This is a genomic window from Paenibacillus sp. UMB7766-LJ446 (genome assembly GCF_030226665.1).
GTDB classification, from domain to species: domain Bacteria; phylum Bacillota; class Bacilli; order Paenibacillales; family Paenibacillaceae; genus Paenibacillus; species Paenibacillus vandeheii.
Window position 1 is genome coordinate 149,857 of the sequence record NZ_JASOYM010000005.1, and the last position, 23,954, is coordinate 173,810.

The following is a 23,954-nucleotide window of genomic DNA, read 5'->3' on the forward strand; positions in this document are numbered from 1 at the left end:
CCAGTTCAGCGTGACATACGCTGCGCTGGCTTGTCCCATTACAGCGTGAACCTGCGAAATACCATATTAATGAAAGAAGGACTACTGCCATGATTGAGCTTCACAATGTAACGAAAACATACGCTAACGGCACTAAGGGCCTGAATAATATTAACCTGAAATTTAAACAGGGAGAGTTTATTGCCGTAGTAGGTTTGTCTGGTGCGGGGAAATCGACGCTTCTGCGTTCCATTAACCGACTTCATGATATCAGTGAAGGGGAGATTTTGATTAATGGCAAGTCGATTACAAAAGCCCATGGCAAGTCACTTCGCATGATTCGCCGGGATATTGGCATGATTTTCCAGAGCTTCAATCTCGTGAAACGTTCCAGTGTGCTTCGCAACGTGCTTGCTGGGCGTGTGGGATATCATTCCACCATGCGTACCATTTTGGGCCGTTTTCCAAAAGAGGATACCGAACTTGCATTTGGAGCACTGGAGCGGGTGAACATCGCGGAGAAAGCCTATTCCCGCGCGGATCAATTGTCCGGTGGTCAACAACAACGGGTAGCGATAGCTCGCGTACTTGCACAGGAAGCAAAAATCATTCTGGCAGACGAGCCTGTCGCTTCACTCGATCCGCTGACAACGAAACAGGTTATGGATGATCTGAAACGCATCAACCAGGATCTCGGCATTACAACCATCGTTAACCTTCACTTTATTGACTTGGCCAGAGAGTATGCTACCCGTATTGTGGGTTTGCGTGCAGGCGAAGTGGTGTTTGATGGTCCGGTATCCGAGGCAACGGATGAGCGTTTTGCCGAAATTTATGGCAGACCTATTCTGGCAGATGAGCTGCTGGATAAACAGGCTGTACAGGAACAGCGGGGAGAAGTTCTGGTATGAAGCAACCCGTAAACGTATCGATAGATGGATCATTACAGAACGAATCAGGGAAGGGCAAGCGTCCTGGCACAGGCTCAGGTTCGACTATCCACCGTCCCAAACCACCGGGGCGCACCAAACATTTGCTCACGTTGGTCATCATCTTGTTGTTGCTGTGGGCAAGCGCCAAACAGACCGATGCCAGCTTCAGCGAACTGATTGAAGGTTTCCCGAACATGCTTGACCTGCTGAAGGAGATGTTTCCTCCGCGGTGGACATACTTTGATAATATCGTTCAGGGCATGCTGGAGACCATTCGAATGGCACTGATCGGAACAACGATCGGTGCGATCATCGCGATTCCGGTTTCCATCATCTGTGCAGGCAATTTGATGCCCAGCCGCTGGATCTACTATCCGGCCCGCTTTGTACTGAACTTGATTCGTACTGTGCCTGACCTTTTGCTGGCTGCGCTGTTTGTTGCCGTGTTTGGACTGGGACCGATTCCTGGTATCTTGGCACTTGCTGTCTTCTCGGTGGGACTGATTGCCAAGCTGACTTACGAAACGCTGGAAACCATTGATCAGGGACCGCTTGAAGCGATGACCGCTGTCGGCATGAACCGGATTCAACTGATTATTTATGGTGTAGTGCCACAACTGGCTGCCCAGTTTACTTCTTATGTGCTGTATGCCTTTGAGATTAATGTACGCGCTGCTGCGATTCTTGGGTTGGTCGGTGCAGGGGGTATCGGACTGTACTATGAAGCAACCCTTGGATTCCTGGAATATGACAAAACGAGTGTAATCATTCTGTTTACCCTTGTCATTGTTCTGATCATTGATTATGTAAGTACTAAGCTGCGGGAGAAATTGTTATGATGAAAAATGAAACGAGCGTAATCCGGCGCAAACCACGGAAGAACCCGCTTCGCTGGGTCATTGTAATCTTGCTTATACTTGTGTACGCTTGGGCACTTGCTGGTATACCGTTTACCGGTTTCAAGGAAACCGCAGGTCAGATCATGAAGGCGATTGTCGCCGGGATTTTCTCCCCGGATTGGGACTTTGTCTATCTGCCTGAGGGAGAGGATTTACTGCGAGGATTGCTGGATACACTGGCGATCTCGGTGCTGGGTACCGTCATTTCCGCCGTACTGTGTATTCCTTTTGCTTTCTGGTCTGCCCGGAATATGAGCAGCTACCGTCCTGTATCGGGTACGGGCAAAATGGTTCTGAGCTTCATTCGGACCTTTCCTGAGATTATCATGGCTTTGCTGTTCATCAAAGCGGTAGGACCAGGTTCTTTTGCGGGTGTACTTGCACTTGGACTGCATTCCATCGGGATGCTTGGTAAGCTATTCGCTGACGAAGTGGAAAATATTGATTATGGTCCTTCTGAAGCGTTGCTCGCTTCCGGTGCGACTCGTATGCAGCAGCTGTGGTTTGCTGTACTGCCACAGGTTTTGCCTGGATTCCTTAACTACACATTGTATCGGTTCGAGATTAATGTACGCTCTGCAACCATTCTGGGGGTAATTGGGGCAGGGGGGATTGGTACACCACTGATCTTCGCACTCAGCACACGGAACTGGCCGCGAGTAGGGATTATCCTGCTGGGTATTATCGTGATGATTACGATCATTGATCTGATCTCGGGATATATTCGCAAGAAGCTGGTATAAAGAAGAAAAGAGTAAAGTTTGCTTGTTAATAAAAACGAATATAATAAAAAACTTGATGGATAAGTTTCAATCCATTGTTGATCTATCGGAAGAGCAGCCCATGCAATAGCAGGTGCTGCTTTTTGTATTTATTTCATAATCTTATATGTAAATATATGATCGTAAATGAAATTACTGTTTAGAATCAGGCTCATATTATGATACTGTATAGTTATAAATGTAGTAATGGAGGGAGATTATGAGAAAAAATAATAACGTGTTATGGGTGTCGATACTTAGTTTAATAGTCTTTTTTACCATATCCCTTACTGGTTGTTCAAAATTGCAGACAAGAATTAATCTCATGGGAGAGAGTGAAAATTGGAGTGCCGAATTAGATACTACAGTAACGAATGAAAGAGCAGAAAATGGAGCATATACTGTATTTTATAAAAAAGATAATTTAGAAGATATTAAAGGATATAAAATTAACATAAATGAAGGAAGCATAATTAGACAGGAAAGTGATTTAACTTCGAAATCTATAAGTTTTCCTATAATGCGAACACAAGGTTCAAGTGTTAGTAGAAATGAAGACCAAGCAGTTGTCATTGAGTGGACAGATATTAACGGTAACAACTTCGAAGAGAAACTGATCTTAAGAGAAAAGTAACAGAAAAAAACCGAAGCAAGCTTGCCTGGAATCCCGGCGATCTCGCTTCGGTTTTTTCTATGCTTGGTTAAACGTTAGGCATTCCTTACTAAGACTTAGCTTGCTGCTGGCAGAGATACCGATTTGGTAACCTTAACCGTAATGGTTTCAGTGCTTGTCACACCTGCTGCATTGATCAGCTCGGCGCGATACGTGTACGTTCCATTCGCGTGACCGGATACATCTGTCACGGCGCTTTGGGCATTAGGTGTTACTGCGTTTAGTGTTTTGGTATCAATCAGTTGATCATTCTCATAGAGACGGTATTCTGTTGCATTCGTTCCCCACCACAGATTCATCGTCACTTTGTAGTTACCGTCACCATCCCAGTTGTCTTGGGAGAGAACAGCTTTGCCAGGGACAGCATTTGCAATTTTTACTGTGAGTACTTCACTGCTAGTTGTACCCTTGGAGTTCGTCAGCTCGGCTACATAGGTATAGGTACCATTAGCTTTGCCAGAAATCGTTGTTTTGGCTGATTGTGCCATCGGGGAAGCATCTGTCAGCTTTTGTGTATCAATCAGCACGCCATTTTCATACAGCTTATAGCTTGTGCCATTGTTACCCCACCAGAGATTCATGCTGATAGTATACGATCCTTCAGACAGACCGTTGCTATACCCATTGTTGGAGGTAAGCGCAGGTTTACCCGGTGCGCCAACAGCTGGCGTAGAAGGTTCTTCTCCGCCGCCTTCCTCAACTTTTACAAAATCGTTCAAGCTTCTAGGTTTTAGTTGGAATACGTCTTTGAAAATAGCGGCAACACCGGTCACGCTGATTTTATCGCCTGCCGCATAAGGGAAGGACGTTTGCGTTACACCTGTGCGTGTATCCACACGGACATGCGTGCTAGTTCCGTCCGCTGCAACCGCGTCAAATTCAAAGGAACCTACAGGTGTTGCACTAATGATATTTTGAACAGTTACTTCTTTCAATTGAACGAGTTGACCTTGGTTTGCAGCCGTTACTGCTGGAACCTCAACGGCAGCAGGGATGGATGCTGTACCTGTTTTCTCAATTGCTACGATATCTGTAAGCTCGAATTCACTGTTGTACAGCGCCGTTGCTGCGGTTACTTTAACCACATCTCCGGCATGGAAGCCGCCAGTACTTTGGAAAACATAAAGGCCGCCAGTTGTGTCTTGAAGATAGAAGGATTGTCCACCAAATGCACCGGGCTCTGTTGTGACTACACCCTCAACCGTAACAGTTGAACCAGCTGCTTTGGTACGTGCATCAGCAATGCTGATCGTTGCCGGGATTGGACCTTCCTCTTCCGGAAGCTGCTCAGCCGGAACATTGCCGACTGTAACTGCATTGGTAATCAGGTTGCTGCCGTTCAGACGCAGACGCAGGCTGGCAGCGCCCGTAGTACCTGATTTAATGCGGACATTCAGGTCCTTGATGGCGCGACCTTTGCTGTCGGAAGTAACGCTAAAGTTGGAGCTATAGCCGTACGAAGTCGGCCATGTGCCACTTTCGTTCTGAATCATGGCTACTTGTGTTCCGCCTGTCAGGTAGATCCCTGCACTGTAACCGGAAACCGTTGTGTTGGCAGGCATGTTCTCTACAACTACGCGGATTTGGAAATCCTCCGCATTAGGCAGGGTTTCTTGCTTCACGAAGCTGTAAGAAGCGTTCGCGCTTGAAGCTGGTCCACCATAAGAACCTGCTTTGAACGTGGAACGATCATACCATTTGTAGCCTGCAGCTGGTGCAGCCCAAGGTTCAGCCTGTGGTTCTGTAGTAGCAGCAGGTTGTTCAATTGGAAGCAATGCTGTTGCATTATCCAGTTGAAGTCCGTTCACTTGGGTCAGGCTCGTGTAATTTTCCTGATTAGCAAGCCAGTTGACTGTATTCACCAGCAATTTGCCGTCATCAACTTCTTTGAAGCCGTCATACGTTGTTTTGCGAGCGCCAGTCTCTTCGCGCAGATACTTCGGTGAAGCATCTTCAACAGGAGAGGAGTCCCCGATAAATGCTGCTTTACCAGCACCGAGCTTGGATACGGCTACGTAAGGACCTTCCTCAACGCCGCCACCGTTGTACACGCCTTGGTCAACTGCATTGGGCCAAGCCGCATTTGTTTTCGGCAGGTATACAATACCTTTTGCCTTTGTTGGATCAGTGATCGCAAGTGTGGACCCTGCGTGCATCGCTACAGCAGATACACCTTCCGTGATGCCGAATGCTTGTCCAGCAGGCACAATGTTAGTGGCGTTAATATCACCTAATGCGTTGTACCGGAAGCGTACACCGAAATTATCGGACAACCAGTCTGTGCTGCTTACATTTTGCATAGCCTCAGAGTTACGCTCCTCTGTGCTCATACCTTTGGCTGGATCTTCGAATGCACCACGACGATAGCCGTTAAACGCTTCGGAACCGTCCCAGCGGTTTTTGTTACGGTCAGCATTGTAGTGATCTCCAATGAAGAAGATGCTGCCGCCTTTTTCCACATACTCTTTCATGGCTGCCTGTTCTGTCGTTTTGAAGGGAACATTGGGTTCAGCGATGACAAACACGTTATATTCTTTCAGATCGTCATAGGTAAATGGAGTCGTCTTGCGCAGTTCCTTAACATAATATCCATCATTCGCGAGTGCATTACCGAAGTCAGAGAAACCTCCGTCAATGACCCAGTCAGCCGCTCCGGCTGTCTGTGCATGAGTATTGTCGAACAGTACTTTCTTGCCTGCATTTCCGTTAACAACCTTCGCCTGTATGAACGGCGCAGGGTCGGTTGCCCATTCTGCCTGAACCGATGCATCTCCGTTCCATAATCCGATCTGAAGCGGCAATGCCATGGACAATGCCAGGAGTGATTTTACCCATACTCCTCGCATACGTGTCAATTTACCCAACCAAATCCCTCCCAAATAATAGTTACTACATGAGTTCGTCCATATCTTATCACACCAAAATCTCACATAGTCATAACAATTTGTAAAAACGAACTCGACTTTTGTAAAAATGAGTCCTTTGTCATGCTCGATATAAGAAATTTTGATACTTTCTAACATCATATGTTGATTTCACGACATTCTGAGTAATAAAAAAGCCATCTCTTAGGAGATGACTTTGGCCCGAATGCGATTCACAGCATGGAATACCGAGGATTTGATCATGCCTTCACTGCGGTTGACGAGCTGTGCGGTTTCCTTGATGCTGTACCCGTGAATCACGCGTAATTCAAGAATTTTGCGATGCTCTGTATTGTTGATGATCGACACAAGGTCGTTAACACCTTCGGAGATTTCCAACTCGGATGCATCACAGTGAAAGGTTTGCATCTCCAACTTACTGTCTCGCTTCAGTGTACGGGTTCGCTTGCGGAATGTATCCATAGCGAGGTTGCGGGCAATTCTTTTGAGATAGTAGAGAAGGCGTTCTTCCGGAATGTCTGCAGTTACATTCATCATTCGAATGAAGCACTCCTGCGTGAGATCCTCTGCATCCTGTTGATTTTTGACAATCTGAGATAGATACCGTGTCACTTCTGATTTATAGTTTACATAAGCATCATGAATGGCTGTTTTGTTCACGTGATGTTTTCCCCTTTGGATACCGATCTGGCCTTTTCCGGTCTGGTTTGTTCTCAATGTTCCAAGTATATCGGGATGATGTTTCCAAAGACGCCAGACTTGTATCCGAGTTGTAACATTTCCCGTGAACCTCTGTTCAATCCTGGAGCAGAGATACAAAATATAAGGCAGATGAAATTCATAGAGCAGGGAGATTAAGATTCATCATGAGACCGAAACAAATTTTGATTATTGAGGACGAAGAGTCCATTCGCGACATCCTATCCTATTCTTTGCGCAAGGAAGGATTTGAGATGACAGAAGCGGCAACGGGCAGAGAGGGACTGGATTTGCTCAGGGAGTCCAGACCAGATTTGATCCTGCTCGACCTGATGCTGCCGGACATGAGCGGGTTCGATGTATGCAGACAGCTTTCCGTGAATTCAAAGATTCCCGTGATTATGATTACGGCGAAGTCCGATATGCTGGACAAGGTGCTGGGCATGGAGCTGGGGGCGGACGATTATATTACCAAGCCATTCGACATTCGTGAGGTGGTTGTACGCATTCGGGCCATTTTCCGCCGGATTGATCTAATCAGCGAAACGCTGGAGAATCAGTCCTATGAAGTGGTACGGCTCGGCAGACACATTGAAATTCGCAAGGATGAGCGTGAAGTCTGGAAGGATGGGGAACGCGCCGGACTGACCAATAAGGAGTATGATTTATTGCTGTATCTGGTCAACCATCACCGGAAGGTACATACGAGATCTGAATTGTTGGATAAGGTGTGGGGATTTGATTTTCCCGGAGATACCCGGACGGTAGACATTCATATTCAGCGCATCCGCAAGAAGCTGGATAGCGGGGAGCAGGGGATTTCACTTATTGAGACGGTCTTCGGCGTGGGGTACAAACTGAATATTCAGGTGCATACATGAAGTGGACGATCCAGTTCAAAATGGTCGTTCTCTTCTCGGTCATCGTATTTATCGGTTTTTCGGCCTTGCTCATTATTTCGAATAAAGTGGGTGAGGAGAACATGTACAGGGAAGTGCAGGAGGACATGGTACAATCCAAAAAAAATCTGGATATCGCGCTCAATCAATACTTCCTGATTCATAACAAACGGATTAGTGAGGACTCCCTGGGAACAGGGAATAGGGACCTCGCAGAACAGATCGGATCCGCTGTAGGTGGCAAGGTTATAGTCTATCGATCTGATGCAACCCCGTTTAGTACCGTGGGTGCTGAGGCGAAGCCGGGTGCTGCCAAAACCTCTGACCTACAGGCTGCCATGAAGTCAAAGATTGCTTATACAACAGTGGTGGATAAGGGCAGAGTAACAGGGAATCTGTCTTTCCCTGTGCTGTCGGAGGGGAGCATCCTTGGCATTATCCAGCTGGAAAGAGATTATACGGACCTGTTCAAACGGCATTTGCGCTTTCAGAACACCATCAAGGGCTTTGCAGCCGTCATTTTTGTGTTTGTTTTCATTGGCTCTGTCTTTATATCACGCCAAATTACGAAGCCCATTCGTGTGCTGACGAAACGTTCAGCCGAAGTTGCACAAGGCAGCCTGAATGCAGACATCCACATCTCAACGAAGGATGAGATTGGAGAGCTGGCTTCCAGCTTTACGGTCATGATTGATCGGGTAAGGGAGCAGATTGATGTGATTGAGAGAGAACGGGATGAGGTCAAGCATTTGCAGGCACGCAACAAGGTTTTTTTTGACAATGTGACCCATGAATTAAAGACACCGCTGACTACGATACTCGGGTATGCCCAGATTTTGCGGGATAATGGCTTTACGGATCAGGCATTCTTCGAGAAAGGGTTAAAATATATTATCAATGAGAGCCAGCGCCTCAACGTCATGGTTGCCGATATCCTGGAAGTGACCGTATCGTCCACACCGATTCAGACCTATCGCTTTGAGCGGGTGAATGTATCGAATATTATTCGGGAAGCTTGCGAAGACATGTCCATTAAGGCGGGTAAGTACAATATCGGTATTCGTTATGAGCTGGAAGAAACGCTGTATGTTCAGGGGGATTGGAACAAGCTCAAAGAAGTCTTCCTGAATGTACTGGATAACTCCGTCAAATACGGAAATGTGAATTCCATCATTCAAGTCCAATCGTTTCGACTGGGGGATTCGGTAGCCATACTGATTCGCGATGAAGGAGAAGGCATCCCGGAGGAAGCTTTGAAGCATGTATTTGAACCCTTTTACCGGGATAACGGGATGAACAGGACAGAGAAGGGAAGCGCTGGGCTGGGCTTGTCCATTGTGAAAAACACGGTAGAGCAGCATGGGGGAACAGTGGAAATGAAGAGTATATTGAACAAGGGAACACAGGTGAATATCAGTCTGCCTGGGGAATGGGACGTATGAAGAAACGAGGATTTTGGAGCAGACATCGCGATATGCTTATGTTATCCGGTTTGCTAATTGTATTTGTCGGAGGCATCTTTGGAATTGGCAGTCTCTTCAGCATTGGACATGCGAAGCCCAGAACCGTCATTCTGCCGGATAAACAGTTCAACAGTCGCTTGACCCCACCGCCGAGCAGCACGATTCAGATTGAGTCGGCTACCAAGCTGCCCAATGACTTTGCCATCTATGATTTTGAGGTAGCTGATCCCAACACGGTGATATTGAATCGGCCGGATCGTTCCTATACCGGGATTAAGCTGTCACAGCTGCATATGGATGATAATCGGTTGAAAGACATCGCTACGAATACAGAGTATGGCATTACTCTGAGTCCGAATCAGAACAAGCTGATCTATTCCCAGTATCGATCGACTCAGGCGCAGAAGACAACCTATAAATATGATTTGAAAACAGGAGAACATCACAAGTTGAAGAATGATAACTCCTATTCACGCATCTTTGTAGGCGATGAATCCTACATCGGATATGATGACCTGGTATTCAACATGGTGGATCTGAATACAGGAAAGAAACGCGAATTGTACAGTTATGATGAATTAGTTGCCAAGGTTGCACAGAAAAGCAACATTTCAAGTCAGGATGATACCCTAATCATGCTGGATTCGTATGAGATCAGTCGGGATCTGACCAAGGTGTATGTGCTGGTCAAACTGAAAGAAAATTACGCAGTGTATAGCTTCTCTCTTAACGACAAAAATGATATTACCGCATACCCCCCTGCCCAGGATATACAGCAGTTCAAAGTATTGAAGAATGGGGATATGCTGATTCAAGGTATGATGAATAACGAACAGGGATTGTACAGGTACCGAGCGGATACCAAGAAGTTTGAGCTGCTGGTCAAAGGGCCCATCTGGAGCTTCGATCTGGATGAAGAGGAGTCTCGCATTGCTTATTTTCTGACACTTGAAGGACAGAAGAATGAGGTTCACATTGCCTATCTGAATGATAGCAAGCTGGGGTCCGATACGGTTATCTACCGGAATATCGATTACTTTATCAAGTTGAAATGGAATGACAGCAATCTCTTTGTTGTTGGGAGCTCCATGGAAAAAAGCGAGTTATACCGATTTAGCTTCCGAGCTTGGTAAAACCGTAAATATGGAACGCTCAGACATGAGGGTCTTATGGAATGAAGTCGCTACGCAAGGACTAACCCATAGGGCCTTTTTGTGATTCGAGTATTTTGCATAAATCCAAAGAGGGCATTTCAATCGCATCTCGATCCAATGATGTAAAAGGATGATTTTACAAATTGGATACAAGTCCAGATTGGACCGATACATCTGATGGCTATAATTACCTCTATTACATCGATGAGAGGAAGCCGGATTCATGCTGCGAGTAGAACAGGTGTCACACACGTTTCGCAATGCACAAGGGATCGTTCCCGTATTGCAGGACATTAACATATCCGTGGGCAAGGGCGAGATGGTTGCACTGCTGGGAAGCTCCGGTTCGGGCAAATCGACGTTACTGCACTTAATGGCAGGTCTGATGAAGCCGGACACTGGCAAGATCCTCATTGCGGATCAGGATATTGTCCGTATGAGTGAGAACCGGTTGGCTGAATTCCGCCGGACACATATTGGCTTTATTTTTCAGGCGTATGAGCTGCTGGCGAACCTGACGATTCGGGAAAATGTGGAGCTGCCGCTCGTATTTCAGGGCATTCGCCCATCACGACGTAAACAAAAGGCGATGCACCTGCTGGAACAGGTAGGCCTTGTCGGCAAGTCCGAGTTATTCCCTTCCCAGCTATCGGGAGGACAGCAGCAGCGCGTCAGCATTGCACGTTCACTTATTACGGAGCCGTCCGTCATATTTGCAGACGAGCCTACCGGGAATTTGGATACGCGCACGGAGGAAGAGATCATTTCCATTTTGCAACAGCTGAATCGGGAGATGGATACGACATTTGTTATTGTTACGCACGAGGCGGAAGTGGCGGAGCAAATGCAGGTTGTCATTACATTGCAGGACGGATGCTTGGTGAAGAGTGGCCAGTCCAAGGCAGTAGAGCAGGGAGAGCGGTTGTGAGAATTCTGGATGTGTTGCGAATGTCATGGGGACAGATTGTACGGAGGAAGGTGGTTACCTTACTGTGCATGATTGGTCTGTCCATCGGATGTGCCGCCATGATTATCGCATTAAGTGTGGGGCAGTCGGTACAGGTCTATGGTGAGAAAACGTTAAACGAGAATTACAAAATGGATGAGATTACGGTATCTCCGAATGAAGGCATCAACTCGGGTGGGAGCGGGAGCAGTGGGCAAACGTCTACCTTTGAACGCGGAGCACTGACAGCTCGAAAAATCGATATTATCGCCAGTCTTCCGCATGTCGTCGCCGTTGCTCCGATGCTGAAGCTGGACATGCTGGAGATGGCAACGCTGGAAGGCAAGAGCTCCAATGTGGAAGTCATCGGTACAGAGCTTGGGACATTAAGCCGTTTTGGCTACCGTTTTGACAAAGGCGGGGCATCGGGGATCAACGGAGCCGCTATTGCGAATTACGGTGCAACCTTCGGACTTGTGGACGCCGAGGTCATACGTGAACTGAATGCCAAGCTCATGGAGGATTCGTTTAATGACGAGTTTCTACAGCAATACATGGCGTTGATGTCTACCCAAACCGAGCTGTTTCAGGCACAGTTTAATCTTAAATATCAGGACATGAATGATGCGTCCAAAGTCAAAACAAGCTCGCCTTTGCGAGTGACAGGGGTGCTGAAAGTTCCTGGCGGCATGAGTGAGAATAATGCCATGTATGACAAAAAGGTTTATGTTTCCCTCGAAACCGCCCGAATGCTCGCCGAACAGTTCCAGAGCAGTCAGGCACAGGCCGCGGCAGCAGGACGATTGAACTCGGCGCTCGTAAAGGTGGAGGACAAGAAGTATGTGGCACAGGTGCAGGAGCAGATTCAGAAGCTGACGCTGATGACAGACAGCAATCTGTATCAGGAGCAGGCGATGAAGGAGCAGCTCGGCATGTACCAGAAGGCCGCTATGGGCATTGGAATATTCGTCATGCTGCTGGCTTCGCTGTCCATTATTGTTGCGATGATCATGTCCACGCATCAGCGACGAAAACAGATCGGTGTCATGAAGGTGCTGGGAGCCAATCTGTGGCAGATCCGGCAGATGTTCATTACAGAAGCCGCTGTACTTGGCGTATTGGGCGGAATTGTCGGTGTCTTCATCGCTTATGGAGCCATCCAGGGGGTAAACGGACTGCTCCAAGGGCAAATCTCGATGGAGGCAAGCACACCTCTCCAAGTGATCATTCAGACGTCAGCCCTGCCTGCTGGAATAGCGTTTGCGGTATTAACCGGAGTGCTCTCGGGAATCTATCCGGCGATTAGTGCCTCACGTACGAATGCGTTACAGGTGATCAAATCGGCTTAAATGAAGCAGAGATACAGAGAATGAAAAGTTTAAGGATTGAACAGACAGAATCAGCAGACAGATTCAACGAAGGGACATACGGCAATGAAGAATTCGGCAATAAGCAAATGGATAAAGAGAATCATCATGATCGGACTGCTCGCGGGTGTTGGATATTTCCTATACCAACAATATAAACCGGTACCCGAAGCGCCCATTGAGGCGCCGCAGCCCATCACATTTGAAGTCACTCAGGAGACGGTCACGCAGGAAATTCAGGTCAAAGGCAAATCGGTTTATGCCAAGCAGACAGATGTTTACGCTCCTTTTGCCTCGAAAATAAAGCAGTGGAATGTAGAGAATGGGGAGCCCATTCGCAAGGGAGACGTTATGTTCTCGCTTGATTCGAAAGCATTACAGACAGAAGTGCAGCAGTTGGAGACCGATATTGAGAAATCGAGGCTGGAAGCGCAAATGAATGAGATTGGTCTTAATCAGGGAAACGGTTCCGAGCCATTAGGGGTCACCGAAGAAGAGCGGAAGAAAGCCTTCGCCGAGCGGGAGACCAAACGACTGACCAACGAAATGAATAAGGAATCCATCGCTGTGAAGGAGCAGGAGGTTCAGGCAAAGAAGGCGGTTATCGGTTTATCCACCGTGTATGCCCCGGTATCCGGCGTGTTTCTGATGAATGATACGGAGACCAAGACACGTATGGTGAGCGAAGGTCAGTATGTGGGTACCATTGTAGATACGGGCAAATTGCAGTTTGTGGCGACCATTACTGAGCAGGACATTTTCAAAATTCAAACTGGTATGCCTGTAAGCGTACATATGACGGGCAATAAGGAGGTTGCGTTAACCGGAAAGGTCAGCAAAATCTCCAAGTTTGCCAAAAAGGGAACGGAAACAGATCTCAAGCAGCCTTCCCAATTCGATATTGTCATTGATCTGAAGCCAAACGCCAAGTTGATCGGTGGATTAAGTCTGGAGGGGAAGATTGAAACGCTGCGTAAGGAGAAAGCGACGGTGGTTCCCACGCTGGCGGTTATGCGTGATCAGGATACGGCATATGTAATGCTGGATCAAGGCAACGGACAATATGCTCAGCAGACGATTCAAACAGGCATCGAGACGGATGACAAGACGGAAGTACTGAACGGTTTGAAACCGGGGGATATTGTAGTGCTTCCATAGAAAGAGAGCATGAAAGTATACGATGTGAATTAGCTCATTACGGGGGATAAGTCCGTGATGAGCCTTTCTTATGGCTTGCGCAGGCACATCTCAGAATTCCTGCCTGATTTATGGAATTAATTATAATAATATTTAATAAATTCAATTTACAGTAATATTTACATGGAGTATAATCAGATTCATAAGGAGGTGGACACGCGATGTGAGGTTTGTATCGAGGGTAAGCCTTTTTTAAAACCTCAAAAAGTAAGCGCTTACCAAATTAAAGGATGAGTAAAGATTTGAAAGTCGTTCACCGAAGATCACCCGCACACACCTACAGATGTTATCCCCCTTGATTTGTCATTTAACCTCAGTGTAAGACACAATCTCTGTTTCTTGTTACAGTTCAGGCTCTATTGTTGTTGACCTACGCTTGTCCCAATTTGACTGCATTCATGGAGGTGAAGTTCCAACAGCTCATCCATATGTTCTCTACCGTGCATAGCATCTTGCCGACACAGAGGATCAGACATGAGTAAATACCCAATCCAATTACAGGAAAGGTGGAACCCTAATGACAAAATCGAAAACCTTATCGAGAGGCGGAAAAGTCCTTCGCAGAAGTGTAAAACAAATGCTGGCAGCAACGCTGCTCGCGGCGGGCATTTTCCCGGGCATGGCTCCAGGAGTGAGTCAGGCGGCTGAAGCACATGTGGATAATCCGTTTGTCGGAGCTACGGCGTATTTAAACCAGGATTATTCCGCTCTCGTGGATACGTCCATTGCTCTCACCAGTGATGCGTCGTTAAAAGCCAAGATGGAAACGGTCAAATCCTATCCAACGGCAGTCTGGATCGACCGTATTGCCGCCATTCATGGTGGAACAGACAATGCCGGACGCAAAAGTGTGGAGCAGCATCTGGATGCCGCTTTGGCACAAAAGAAAGCAGGCACTCCGATTACCGCTTCATTCGTTATCTACAACCTGCCTGGGCGGGATTGCCATGCGCTTGCGTCCAATGGTGAACTTCCACTAACACAGGCAGCGCTGCAGACGTATAAAAATGATTATATCAATGTAATCGCCGATATTTTTGCAGAACCTAAATATCAGGACATTCGCATCATTGCCATCATTGAGCCGGACAGTCTTCCTAATCTGGTAACCAACCTCAGTACACCAGCCTGTGCCCAGGCGAGTTCAACAGGCATCTACGAAGCTGGCGTGAAATATGCTTTGGAAAAGCTGCATGCCGTTCCGAATGTGTACAACTACCTGGATATTGGTCACTCCGGCTGGCTTGGTTGGGATAACAACCGTACAGGTGCAATCTCGCTCTATACTAACGTTGTCCAAGGAACAAATGCAGGTCTAAGCAGCGCAGACGGATTCATCACGAACACAGCGAATAGCACACCGTTGAGCGAACCGAATCTGACCAACCCGGATCTGAACATCGGCGGACAACCGATCAAGTCCTCCAAGTTTTATGAGTGGAATCCGTACTTTGACGAAACCGATTTCACTGCGGCACTGTATAGCGGATTTGTACAAGCAGGTTGGCCGGCCAGCACGGGCTTCCTGATTGATACCAGCCGCAATGGATGGGGCGGGGTTAACCGTCCAACGTCTGCCACAGGCAGTGATATTAACACGTACGTGAACTCCGGGCGTGTGGATAAGCGGGATCACCGGGGGAACTGGTGTAACAACAGCGGAGCAGGCATAGGTGAAGCACCTAAAGCAGCACCAGGACCAGCCCATCTGGATGCCTATGTATGGGTCAAACCTCCAGGGGAATCTGATGGCTCCAGCTCGGAAATTCCGAATAACGAAGGAAAAGGCTTCGACCGGATGTGTGATCCAACATTCACGACACGTGATGGTGTATTGACCGGTGCACTGCCTAACGCACCGGTGTCGGGTCACTGGTTCCATGATCAATTCGTCATGCTGGTGCAAAACTCATTCCCTGTTCTTCCTGCCAGCAATGGTGGAGGGGGTGGAACGACAGCTCCAGCAGCTCCGGCAACACTGTCTGCGACAGCAAGCAACGCACAGGTTTCCCTGAGCTGGACCGCCTCCACAGGTGCGACCAGTTATAACGTGAAGCGGGCGTTGAGTGCATCAGGTCCATTCACTACGGTTGCTGCGGGCGTGACCGGAACATCGTATGCCAACACAGGTCTGATCAATGGTACAACCTACTATTATGTGGTTAGTGCCGTAAATGCCGCAGGTGAGAGTGCCAATTCGGCTGTAAAAAGTGCTGTCCCCGTTGCAGGTGTGACTGCTCCTGCTGCACCAACAGCGCTGACAGCTACGGCTGGCAGTGCGCAAATTAGCTTGTCCTGGGCGGCTTCTGCAGGAGCGACAAGTTATAACGTGAAACGGGCGTTGAGTGCATCGGGTCCATTCACGACGGTTGCTGCCAACGTGAGCGGCACATCCTACACCAATACAGGTCTGACCAATGGAACGACCTATCATTATGTGGTTAGTGCCGTGAACGCTGCCGGGGAAAGTACCAATTCTGCCGCAGCTTCCGCAACACCACAAAGTGTAGTCGTTCCGACCAGTGATCTGGTTCTGCAATATCGTGCAGGAGATACGAACGCAGCAGATAATCAGATCAAGCCATTCTTTAACATCAAAAACGTAGGCAACACGGCTGTAAACCTGAGTGATCTGAAAATCCGTTATTACTTCTCCAAAGAAGGCACCGCAGCAATGGACTCTGCGATCGACTGGGCACAGGTGGGCGGTGCTAACATCCAGCGCACGTTCACCGATTCCTATGTGGAGCTCAGCTTCACTGCTGGAGCAGGTTCGATTCAGGCAGGTGCACAATCCGGGGATATCCAGCTTCGTATGTACAAAACGGACTGGAGCAATTTTGATGAATCCAATGATTATTCCTACGATCCAACCAAAACCTCCTATCAGGACTGGAACAAGGTGACCCTCTATAAAGGCGGCACTCTGGTCTGGGGGATTGAGCCTTAATAGGAAAAGCAGAATAAATCAAGCAGGGGCGTTCCAAGTCATGTGTATGACTTGGAACGCCCCTGCTGTTATTTTCCGATTCACGAATCAACTATTGATAGCTATGCACCAACTCTCATGAAGAGCGGCTTCAAAATCAGAGAGAGTAAGAGCGGAACGTGACAAATTTTTTCTTGTAATGATCTCACCTTCATGATCATAGCCAAACCAGAGATGCCAGATTTCCAAGTTTATTTCTTTATGGAGTGTAGTTACATAATTATATAATTCCTTCGTTAGATTTATTGGAGGACCATCGAATTTGTAAATATGGTTGAGATTAGTATACTTACTCATGATTTTTAAAGCATATGAAGCACTTTCTATGTGAAAATGATTAGACGCTGCTGGATCACCATAAAGAATCTTTGCATTTTCATTCATTTCTTTCCAAGGAATCAGACCATCCGGAACATTCATACGAATCATATCCCCTACGGTTAAAACCTCTTGTCCTCTAAGTTTAATCTCGGGAATCGGACGATCTGCTGCCATATAGAATTCGAAACTCATCTTCATCACCCTGCCTATATTAAGGTATTCTTGTATTATTGCAATAAAAGGGAAAATTTTAAAGTGAATGGAGGGGCTGCTCGAAAGAACTGAAGCACCACTTTCACGTCAAGCCCTCCTCCAACAACACTGAATATTGATCGTTTTGGACGGATATTTGCCTATGTCGCAGCAGGCAGGATGTCTATAATAATACCCGATGGGCAGGATGAAACTGCTCTGATGGAGAGGGAACGGAAGGGGGACGGAATCGAAGAAGTCTGAGAAGTCTGTTCAAGCAGATTATTCTCTATTAATTTTGTAAGCGCATTCAGTTATTTGAAGGATATGAACGTTTGTATCGATTGAAGGATGCCGCAACGATCCAAGCACAGCCACAAGCATCACCCATTCTGTCTCAAGGAGAGTGAAGGTCGATGAAATCCAAAACAACAGCGCCGATACATAAAGGATCGGTTTCAGGTATGCACTCCAATCGTAAAAAGGTACGTTTGCCACTTGCAGCCAAAATGCTATCTTCGGCACTAAGCGTTGCTTTGCTCGTTGCGGGAACAGCGGGTGCGAGCGGAGCAGCAGCTTCCAGTGAGAACAGCGCGGCTGATGCCAGCGTGCAGTCACATAATGGAGGTGGTTCTTTGAAAGACATTCAGCTTGAATATTTGGATCGCGGTCTGGTCGCGGCGTCTACTTCGGAGGGTGTTTTTCTCAGTTGGAGATTGCTTGATGATGAGGCCACAGGGTATAGCGATAAAGGTCTGACAGGTACAGATTTTAACGTATATCGTGATGGCAAAAAGATTGCTACGGTCACCGACAGCACCAACTATGTTGATGCAGCAGGCAAATCGTCGTCCCGTTATGAAGTGGCATCGGTAAGCAAGAAGGGCAAGGAGAGCAAACGCAGTGCATCCGTCAAACCTTGGGCGAACGGCTACGTCGATATTCCTTTGCAAAAACCGGCTGATGGTGTGACGCCAGTAGGAGAAGCCTACTCGTATTCTGCGAATGATATGAGTGTGGGCGATGTGGACGGGGACGGACAGTATGAGTTTTTTGTAAAATGGGACCCTTCTAACGCCAAGGATGTCTCGCAAAAAGGTTACACCGGTAAAACTTACGTAGATTGTTACACGCTGGACGGACAATTGTTGTACCGAATCGATCTCGGCGTCAACATCCGTTCGGGTGCTCATTATACACAGATGCTCGTTTATGATTTTGACGGGGATGGCAAGGCCGAGATGATGTTCAAGACCGCGCCGGGCACCAAGATAATCCAATATAACAAAAAAGGAAAAGTGACGTCCGAGAAGTACATCACCCTTCCGAAGCAGGATCGCAAAGCGGGTTATTCCAACGAAGATGATTACCGTTTAAGTGCAGATGGCTATTATGATCATGTCGTGGATATGTTCAAGAACTGGCATAAACATGAAGAGGTCGTGAAGGGCAACTGGCCTGCTACGCTGGAGGAAGCTTTTGGGATGGAGAAAAAGTATAGTTATCCTTTGTCTCAGAAGGATGCTGAGAGCTTGGCCGATTACTTCATCGATGTGTATGCACCAAGCCGCAGTGGCAAGAATGAGCTGCGCAAGTTCGAAGGCTTCATCGTAGATGGGCCTGAGTATGTAACGGTGTTCGAAGGAGAGTCAGGAAAAGAGCTGGAGACCATTCCTTACGAGCCGGGACGGCAGGATGATGGATTGATGTGGGGCGATTACGCAATGGCGCGTATTGAACCGGCGAACCGGGTTGACCGTTTCCTGGCAGGGGTGGCGTATCTGGATGGGAAGAAACCGTCTGCGATCTTTGCACGCGGGTACTACACACGTTCCACACTGGTCGCCTACAACTGGGATGGCAAAAAGCTCAAACGTGAATGGAAGGTGGACAGTGGCTGGACACCGATGAAGAACCCGTTCAATGACGGTCCGCATGGGGTGGACGGTACAGATCCGGTGTATGGCTCAATTACCACACAAGGCGCGCACTATTTCAGTGTGGCTGATGTGGATGGAGACGGCAAACAGGAGATTGTGTACGGCTCGGCCACGATTGATCATGATGGCAGTGTGCTGTACAGCTCCAAGGACCTGATGCCTGCGGAGAGCGCCGCTCCGGGAACGATTGCACGTCTGGGCCATGGGGATGCGCTTCACGTAGCGGATATTGATCCGGACCGTCCGGGACTTGAGATCTTCATGGTGCATGAGGGTGGTCCTTGGGCGCCGTACGGATATTCCCTGCGGGATGCGAAGACTGGTGAAGTGATTTATGGTGGGTACACGGGCAAAGATACCGGACGTGGCATGATCGGTGATGTGGACCCAACCCGCCGCGGGTTGGAGACATGGGCTGTAGGATTGTGGACAGCCAGCGGTGAGAAAATAAGCGACAAAGCCCCTGGGACCAATATGAATATTCGCTGGGCTGCTGATATGACAACTCAGATCGTGGATGGTGCCATCGATGTCACACCTACGATCAAGGATTGGAATCGGGGCACGCTGCTGACCGCAACCGGAACATTGACCAACAATTATACCAAGGGTACGCCATCTCTCGTAGCGGATATCTTTGGGGATTGGCGGGAAGAGATGCTGGTCAGAACCGAAGACAGCTCGGCGATCCGCATCTATCTGAGCACCGAGAAGACAGATCGCAAACTGTACACGCTGATGCATGACGCGATGTATCGTGTCGGCATTGCCGGACAGAACAGTGGGTACAATCAACCGTCTTACCCATCCTTCTACATGGCATCGGATATCGACTGGTCTAAGGTTACACTGCCGAAGTTCCACACGCCCAAGTCGGGTAAGGGTGGGAAATGAGAAGTAAGAGATGATAGATGATAAGTGATAAATGGCCCAAAACGCAGATGATATGATCCTCTGAAGGCTGGGCTTGAGGAGCGCAATACCTGTATGGTGATACAGCGGAACTCTGGAGTAACCTCGGTGCGTTTAGGCGTACGGAAGGTTACCCGGAGTTTTTTTGATCGGAGTTTGGCCTGATGCTAAACCGAAGCAACTGACGACATCATTACATCATCATTCCAAATGTTTTACGGATGCAAAATCATGAATGGTGTAGTTCCCGTTCTCATGGATCAATGTGGTGATGGAGCATTCGGGAATCAGTTGACTTTGCATGGCGATAAAATCAGGATGCCAGCCATTAAGTTCATGCTCTGAAAATGTGTTTACGAGAAGATCCGTAATTAACCCGCCGTGAGTAACGATAACGATATAGCTATCTGGTGAATCTAAAATTCACCAATTCCGTTAGGGAAGAGGCCAAACGTTCGCCTGCCTGCTTAGATGAGTCGCCCACGGGTGGCAGGTAGTCTGGCTCGGATGTACATTGGTCCCACATCGCGATAAATTCTTCAAAGGTTTGTTCAGGCAGGTCACCCCAGTTGGCGCGTTCCCGCAGACGCCGGTCCTCAGTCACTGTCACCTTTGTTTGGAGAGCAATATGCGCCGCTGTGTCGATTGCTCTTCGAAGTGGGCTTGCAATGATCTTGGTGACAGGTACATTAGACAAATAAAGTGCTGTTGACTTAGCTTGTACTACTCCTTCGGATGTGAGGGGTACATCTCCAATTTGTTTTTCTTTGACCCCATGTCTCACCAGAAAAAATGTAGTTTTCATCCCTCAAGACCTCCTGCTTATAGATTGGATAAAAAATGATTAGATTTATGGCTAATTATATAATTATCTAATTTATAATCGCAATGTTTTTCATTTACATGATGCTATACATCGCCGAGACTTGCTACAATGGAGAAAAGTGAGGATCGTTGCAGCAACGGAGGTGCAAGGCATTGGAAGCAAAACAGTGGACAGGCAGTCTGTTTCAGGAGAAACTGCGCTTGGAGGAATATGGGCCGCGTTTCTACGCGTATTATTACAAGCAATGGGACAACTACCAGATGTCCTATCACGATCATGATTCTACGGAGATCATGTACATTATTTCGGGAATATGCCGGGTCGATGTACAGATGCCGGATGGCAGCTCCGAACAGGCAGTATTGAAAAAAGGTCAATTCATTCTGTTGGACGCGGGGGTTCCGCATCGTCTGCTGGTGAAAGATGGAGTCCCGTGCCGCATGCTGAATGTGGAATTTGGAGTTGCCAGATCGGAGCCAGGACAGCCTTCCATTCGCCAGCTCGCGCTGGAAGAGGAAGAAGTCCATGCTTTTCTAACACAAGACTCGCCTTATCTCGTTTTGCCTGACCCGGAAGAGGTGTATCACATTATGAAAAGCCTAGTGCTGGAGCTGGATCAGCGCGGTCTGATGGAGCAGGGACGATCTTCTGCGCCCATGCGGATTATTCCGCCGGAGGAACGCTCACATCATCGCGAAGCCCGGGATCTGAAATCCCCTGAGCAGGGGACGCTGGTACGTACACTTTTTATCCAACTGCTGGTTAGGGTCGCACGACTTCGAGGGGAGATCAATCGAAGTACGCTGGATCAGACGGAGCTGTACGTGAAACGTACGATTGAATTCATGCATCACAATATGGATCGCAATATTCAGATGAAGGATATTGCGGCAGCAGTGAATCTGCATCCGGGGTATTTGCACCGTATTTTTCGCCAGCACACGAAGCGCACGCCTACCGATTATCTCACAATGCTTCGAATGGAAAAGGCGAAGATGCTGCTGCAACAGACAGATATTCCAATTTCCGAAATTTCCGATTACGTGGGGGTGGGGAGCAGACAATATTTTCATATGTTATTCAAGAAATATACGGGCCGAACTCCGGTTGAATTCCGTTCCTCGATGGAGCGACATGTCAGTCATTATCCCGCTGAAGAATAAATCGTGCAGTTTATCTGAATAGTACAACACGGTGGATGTAAAAGTGAGGATTTTTGACAACCTCGTGGTGAAGTGGTCATGATTTTGATAACGCTTCCTTACAACCCGTTGCTACAATGATTTCATGAAGTGAGATCATTAACCGAGCGGATATATCTCGGATTACGGGAGGAACTGTGCATGTCGTTTAAAGTGGCATTTATCGGGGCAGGCAGTATCGGATTTACACGGGGGTTGCTGCGGGATTTGCTCGCGGTACCGGAGTTTAACAATATTGAGGTTGCTTTCTGCGATATCAATCAGCACAATCTGGACATGGTTACCGAGCTGTGTCAGCGCGATATCCGCGAGAATGGGCTGAATATTCAGATTCAGCCAACAACGGACCGGAGAGAAGCGCTCAAGGACGCGAAGTATGTACTGTGTACAATCCGTGTGGGTGGGTTGGAAGCTTTTGCAACCGATGTGGATATTCCGCTCAAATATGGGGTGGATCAATGTGTCGGGGATACGTTGTGTGCAGGTGGGATTATGTACGGACAGCGCGGAATTGCCGAAATGCTCGACATCTGCAAAGATATTCGCGAGCAAAGCGCACCGGATGTGCTGCTCCTCAATTATTCCAACCCGATGGCCATGCTGACCTGGGCCTGCAACAAGTACGGCGGTGTGCGTACGATCGGACTATGTCACGGCGTACAGCATGGGCATCACCAGATTGCGGAAGCGTTTGGACTGAAAATGAATGAAGTGGATATTGTATGTGCCGGAATTAATCATCAGACCTGGTACATCAAGGCGTCCCATGAAGGTAAAGACCTTACGGGCAATTTGCTCGAAGCCTTCGAGAAACATCCAGAGTACAGCCGCACCGAGAAAGTGCGGATCGATATGCTGCGTCGATTTGGTTATTACAGTACGGAATCGAATGGTCACCTTAGTGAATATGTGCCTTGGTACCGCAAACGTCCGGAAGAGATCATGGACTGGATCGACCTGGACAGCTGGATTAATGGCGAGACAGGCGGGTATTTACGCGTATGTACAGAGGGCAGAAATTGGTTTGAGACCGACTTCCCGAACTGGATGAAGGATGAGCCGATGCAATTTGTTGCAGAAAAACGCGGCGGAGAACATGGTTCCTACATTATAGAAGGGTTGGAGACGGGGCGCGTATACCGTGGACATTTCAATACCGTTAATAATGGTGTGATCTCCAACCTGCCGGATGATGCCATCATCGAAGCACCGGGATATGTGGACCGCAACGGCATTTCGATGCCACATGTAGGCGATCTGCCGCTCGGTCCGGCTGCGGTGTGTAATGTGAGCATTTCCGTACAAAGGCTTGCGGTTGAAGCTGCTGTACATGGTGACGACAAACTATTGCGTCAGGCGTTCATGATGGACCCACTTGTGGGTGCGGTATGTAATCCAAAAGAAATCTGGCAAATGGTCGACGAGATGCTGGTCGCTCAAGCCGAGTGGTTGCCACAATATGGGGATGCTATTGCTGCGGCAGAAGCAAGACTGGCTGCGGGCAACCTGATTCCAACGAAGGAATATGAAGGCGCTGCACGTCTCAAAGTGAAAACAGTGGAGGAGATGCAGCAGGATCGCGACGCCGCCAACAAAAATGCGGGTGAATCGGATAAAGGCAAAGATCGTGAGAAAGTGCAGCAATAGATAAAGACAGGATGTACAACAACGGAATATGAATGGGAATATGATCGCAAGAAAAAACGAAATATAAACAG

At 47.9% G+C, this 23,954-nt stretch carries 18 protein-coding genes; 14 read left to right on the plus strand and 4 right to left on the minus strand.

Features of this window, described 5'->3' with window-relative positions:
* Positions 1–89 precede the first annotated feature (89 nt).
* The 4 genes from phnC (at position 90) to QP794_RS14645 (ending at position 3,205) form a co-directional block, all read left to right on the plus strand.
* Positions 90–890 carry a phosphonate ABC transporter ATP-binding protein gene (gene phnC, locus QP794_RS14630; RefSeq protein ID WP_024628881.1) on the plus strand — a complete coding sequence of 267 codons (801 nt, stop codon included), beginning with the start codon at positions 90–92 and terminating at the stop codon, positions 888–890.
* Positions 887–1,750 carry a phosphonate ABC transporter, permease protein PhnE gene (gene phnE, locus QP794_RS14635; RefSeq protein ID WP_236703666.1) on the plus strand — a complete coding sequence of 288 codons (864 nt, stop codon included), beginning with the start codon at positions 887–889 and terminating at the stop codon, positions 1,748–1,750. Before phnC ends, phnE (QP794_RS14635) begins: the two co-directional genes overlap by 4 nt.
* Positions 1,747–2,553 (plus strand): phosphonate ABC transporter, permease protein PhnE, encoded by an 807-nt coding sequence (phnE, locus tag QP794_RS14640; protein WP_029880708.1) that lies wholly within the window; start codon positions 1,747–1,749, stop codon positions 2,551–2,553. Before phnE (QP794_RS14635) ends, phnE (QP794_RS14640) begins: the two co-directional genes overlap by 4 nt.
* Positions 2,554–2,791: 238 nt before the next feature.
* Positions 2,792–3,205 (plus strand): hypothetical protein, encoded by a 414-nt coding sequence (locus QP794_RS14645; RefSeq protein ID WP_285077738.1) that lies wholly within the window; start codon positions 2,792–2,794, stop codon positions 3,203–3,205.
* Positions 3,206–3,300: 95 nt separating this feature from the next.
* On the opposite strand, the gene QP794_RS14650 is transcribed toward QP794_RS14645, so the two are convergent.
* Both QP794_RS14650 and QP794_RS14655 read right to left on the minus strand, forming a co-directional pair.
* On the minus strand, positions 3,301–6,108 hold the full coding sequence (locus QP794_RS14650; protein WP_285077740.1) for a chitinase N-terminal domain-containing protein: 2,808 nt from the start codon (positions 6,106–6,108) through the stop codon (positions 3,301–3,303).
* A gap of 204 nt (positions 6,109–6,312) precedes the next feature.
* Positions 6,313–6,789 (minus strand): RNA polymerase sigma factor, encoded by a 477-nt coding sequence (locus QP794_RS14655; RefSeq protein WP_285077742.1) that lies wholly within the window; start codon positions 6,787–6,789, stop codon positions 6,313–6,315.
* Between the two features lie 206 nt (positions 6,790–6,995).
* On the opposite strand from QP794_RS14655, the gene QP794_RS14660 reads away from it, so the two are divergent.
* From QP794_RS14660 to QP794_RS14690, 7 genes are all read left to right on the plus strand, one after another.
* A complete protein-coding gene (locus QP794_RS14660) occupies positions 6,996–7,709 on the plus strand; it encodes a response regulator transcription factor (RefSeq protein WP_024628875.1) in 714 nt (237 codons plus the stop codon).
* The gene (locus QP794_RS14665) at positions 7,706–9,169 is read left to right on the plus strand and encodes a sensor histidine kinase (protein WP_285077745.1); all 1,464 of its coding nucleotides are present in this window, start codon (positions 7,706–7,708) and stop codon (positions 9,167–9,169) included. The genes QP794_RS14660 and QP794_RS14665 overlap by 4 nt, the downstream gene beginning before the upstream one ends.
* Positions 9,166–10,323, plus strand: a complete 1,158-nt coding sequence (locus QP794_RS14670) for a hypothetical protein (protein WP_285077747.1) — start codon at positions 9,166–9,168, stop codon at positions 10,321–10,323. Before QP794_RS14665 ends, QP794_RS14670 begins: the two co-directional genes overlap by 4 nt.
* A 244-nt stretch (positions 10,324–10,567) precedes the next feature.
* On the plus strand, positions 10,568–11,272 hold the full coding sequence (locus QP794_RS14675; RefSeq protein WP_024628872.1) for an ABC transporter ATP-binding protein: 705 nt from the start codon (positions 10,568–10,570) through the stop codon (positions 11,270–11,272).
* Complete coding sequence (locus QP794_RS14680; RefSeq protein WP_285077749.1) at positions 11,269–12,639, plus strand: ABC transporter permease; 1,371 nt, start codon at positions 11,269–11,271, stop codon at positions 12,637–12,639. Before QP794_RS14675 ends, QP794_RS14680 begins: the two co-directional genes overlap by 4 nt.
* Before the next feature lie 36 nt (positions 12,640–12,675).
* Positions 12,676–13,815, plus strand: a complete 1,140-nt coding sequence (locus QP794_RS14685) for an efflux RND transporter periplasmic adaptor subunit (RefSeq protein WP_285077751.1) — start codon at positions 12,676–12,678, stop codon at positions 13,813–13,815.
* A gap of 556 nt (positions 13,816–14,371) precedes the next feature.
* Entirely contained in the window at positions 14,372–16,804 is a 2,433-nt protein-coding gene (locus QP794_RS14690; protein ID WP_285077753.1) for a glycoside hydrolase family 6 protein, read from the plus strand.
* Between the two features lie 87 nt (positions 16,805–16,891).
* Here the strand turns inward: QP794_RS14690 and QP794_RS14695 are convergent, their stop codons facing one another.
* Positions 16,892–17,338 (minus strand): tetratricopeptide repeat protein, encoded by a 447-nt coding sequence (locus QP794_RS14695; RefSeq protein WP_285077755.1) that lies wholly within the window; start codon positions 17,336–17,338, stop codon positions 16,892–16,894.
* Positions 17,339–17,865: 527 nt separating this feature from the next.
* On the opposite strand from QP794_RS14695, the gene QP794_RS14700 reads away from it, so the two are divergent.
* On the plus strand, positions 17,866–20,190 hold the full coding sequence (locus tag QP794_RS14700) for a rhamnogalacturonan lyase (RefSeq protein WP_483311916.1): 2,325 nt from the start codon (positions 17,866–17,868) through the stop codon (positions 20,188–20,190).
* A 421-nt stretch (positions 20,191–20,611) separates the two neighbouring features.
* Here the strand turns inward: QP794_RS14700 and QP794_RS14705 are convergent, their stop codons facing one another.
* Positions 20,612–21,013, minus strand: coding sequence for a histidine phosphatase family protein (locus tag QP794_RS14705; protein ID WP_285077757.1), 402 nt, complete (start codon positions 21,011–21,013; stop codon positions 20,612–20,614).
* A 173-nt stretch (positions 21,014–21,186) separates the two neighbouring features.
* Here QP794_RS14705 and QP794_RS14710 point away from each other — a divergent pair, with 173 nt between their 5' ends.
* Both QP794_RS14710 and melA read left to right on the plus strand, forming a co-directional pair.
* Positions 21,187–22,197 (plus strand): AraC family transcriptional regulator, encoded by a 1,011-nt coding sequence (locus QP794_RS14710; RefSeq protein WP_285077758.1) that lies wholly within the window; start codon positions 21,187–21,189, stop codon positions 22,195–22,197.
* A gap of 180 nt (positions 22,198–22,377) precedes the next feature.
* Positions 22,378–23,883 carry an alpha-glucosidase/alpha-galactosidase gene (gene melA / locus QP794_RS14715; RefSeq protein WP_285077760.1) on the plus strand — a complete coding sequence of 502 codons (1,506 nt, stop codon included), beginning with the start codon at positions 22,378–22,380 and terminating at the stop codon, positions 23,881–23,883.
* Positions 23,884–23,954: the final 71 nt, after the last annotated feature.